This is a genomic window from Acidimicrobiia bacterium (assembly GCA_016650365.1).
In the GTDB taxonomy this organism is placed as follows: Bacteria; Actinomycetota; Acidimicrobiia; order Spongiisociales; family JAENVV01; genus JAENVV01.
On the sequence record JAENVV010000152.1, the window covers coordinates 1 to 2009 of the forward strand.

Genomic DNA, 2009 nt, shown 5'->3' on the forward strand with positions numbered 1-2009 from the left:
ACGTCACCCGGATGGATTACCTCGCCCCGCTCCACAACGAATTGGCCTTTTCCCTGGCGGTAGAGCGACTGCTGGGGGTGGGGGTCCCGCCCCGAGGCCAGGCGATTCGAATCCTGATGACCGAGCTCAATCGGATCTCGTCGCACCTGGTTGCAATGGCCACCAACGGCATGGACATCGGTGCCCTTTCGATCATGACCTACGGTTTTCGTGAACGCGAATCGATCCTCGCCTTTTTCGAAAAGGTCACCGGTTTGCGTCTCAATCACAACTACATCAGGCCCGGTGGGGTAGCAGCCGACCTCCCTCCTGGGTGGAGAGCCGACGTGGCGGCTATCTGCGAGAACATCCCGGCCCGTATCGCCGACTACGACGACATGCTTCGCGAGAATCCAATCTGGACTGGCCGCACCCGGGGGATCGGGGTCATCACCCGCGAGGAATGCATTGCCTACAGCATTACTGGGCCGACACTTCGGTCCACCGGCGTGGCCTGGGATCTCCGCAAGGCCTTCCCGTACTCGGGTATCGAGCAGTTCGAGTTCGAAGTGCCGGTGGGGGAATTCGGCGATGTATACGACCGCTATCGGGTCCGCATCGAGGAAATGCTTCAATCGGTCAGCATCGTCCAGCAGGTCGCCGCGGTAATGCCGAAAGGTGACTACCGAACCGACGACCGCAAAGTGACTCCGCCCCCGCGGCAGCGGATCGATGAATCGATGGAAGCGTTGATCCACCATTTCAAGATCTTCACCGAAGGTTTCCGGGTGCCGCCGGGCGAGACCTACGTCGCCATCGAGTCACCCCGGGGGGAGTTGGGCTGCTATCTGGTCTCGGATGGTGAGGGCAAGCCCTACCGGATCCACACCCGGGCCCCATCCTTCTACAACCTCCAGGGCCTTCCGATCATGATGGCCGACTCAACCGTGGCCGACACCATCGCCACGATCGCTTCCCTTGATCCTGTCATGGGCGACGTCGACCGCTAATCATGGAAATGACACCCGACAAGGTCCAGGCCTGGCTTGATCGCTACATCGAGGCGTGGCGCAGTTACGACCGCGATGAGATCAAGTCATTGTTCTCAGACGATGTCTCGTACAAATATCATCCATGGGACGAGGCCCTGGTTGGATCCGATGCCGTGGCTGACAGCTGGATAGGCGATCAGGACGAGCCTGGAAGCTGGGAGGCCTCATATCGCCCTCTCCTTGTCGCCGGGAACAAGGTTTTCACCACTGGAACCTCCTCATACTCGGATGGCCGTGTGTTTTGGAACCTGTGGGAGATCGAGTTCGACGGGGAGGGCAGGTGCGTGCGGTTCTCCGAATGGTTCATGCTCCAACCGAGGTCTTGAAGCTCGACCTTCGGGCCCGTAAGGGTTATTGATCGTTTCTGAGGGCTCGCCGCTTGCGAGCCTTCAGCCACTCCAAACCGATGGGGACGAACGACAAGAAGATGATCCCGGCGATGATCGGCAGCAGATAGGCGTCGATGTCGGGGATGAGCTCGCCCAGCATGTATCCGAGAAGGGTGACTCCGACCGCCCACAACAGGCCACCCACCAGGTTGTAGGTGACAAAGGTTCGATAGTGCATGGTCCCGGCCCCTGCCACGATCGGGGCGAATGTGCGAACGATCGGCACGAATCGGGCCAGGAGAATGGTCTTGGCCCCATACCGATCGAAGAAGCTCTGGGCCTTTTCGAGGTACTCCTTCTTGAAGAACCGTGAATCCGGACGCCGGAACAGAGCTGGCCCGACTTTCCTGCCGAAGGCATATCCGACCTGATCGCCGGTGACAGCCGCCATAAAGCAGCCGACGAGGATTAGCGGCAGGCCATTCGCCGTCATGATGAAAGCAATGCCGATCGCCTGGAAGACAAAGGCCACGCCTATCGAAACGCCGCGCCCGAGGCGGTCGGACGTGCGACCGAGTAGCGGACGAATGATGATGCTCGTTACGCCGGAGACGACGTAGAAGAAGGCAATGTTCGTGACACCGATCTC

General features: G+C 59.9%; 3 protein-coding genes. 2 read left to right on the plus strand and 1 reads right to left on the minus strand.

Features of this window, described 5'->3' with window-relative positions:
• Together JJE47_09245 and JJE47_09250 are read left to right on the plus strand one after the other, a co-directional pair.
• Window positions 1-989: NADH-quinone oxidoreductase subunit D (locus JJE47_09245; protein MBK5267604.1), on the plus strand; the 989-nt coding region annotated here is incomplete at its 5' end.
• A 2-nt stretch (window positions 990-991) separates the two neighbouring features.
• The gene (locus JJE47_09250) at window positions 992-1357 is read left to right on the plus strand and encodes a nuclear transport factor 2 family protein (protein ID MBK5267605.1); all 366 of its coding nucleotides are present in this window, start codon (window positions 992-994) and stop codon (window positions 1355-1357) included.
• Between the two features lie 25 nt (window positions 1358-1382).
• Here the strand turns inward: JJE47_09250 and JJE47_09255 are convergent.
• A partial coding sequence (locus JJE47_09255) for a VTT domain-containing protein (GenBank protein ID MBK5267606.1) occupies window positions 1383-2009 on the minus strand: 627 nt, incomplete at its 5' end.

What these genes read in the sequence shown, in the direction of transcription:
- JJE47_09250 (MBK5267605.1), top strand. Translation starts at nt 992, where the DNA reads ATGGAAATGACACCCGACAAGGTCCAGGCCTGGCTTGATCGCTACATC.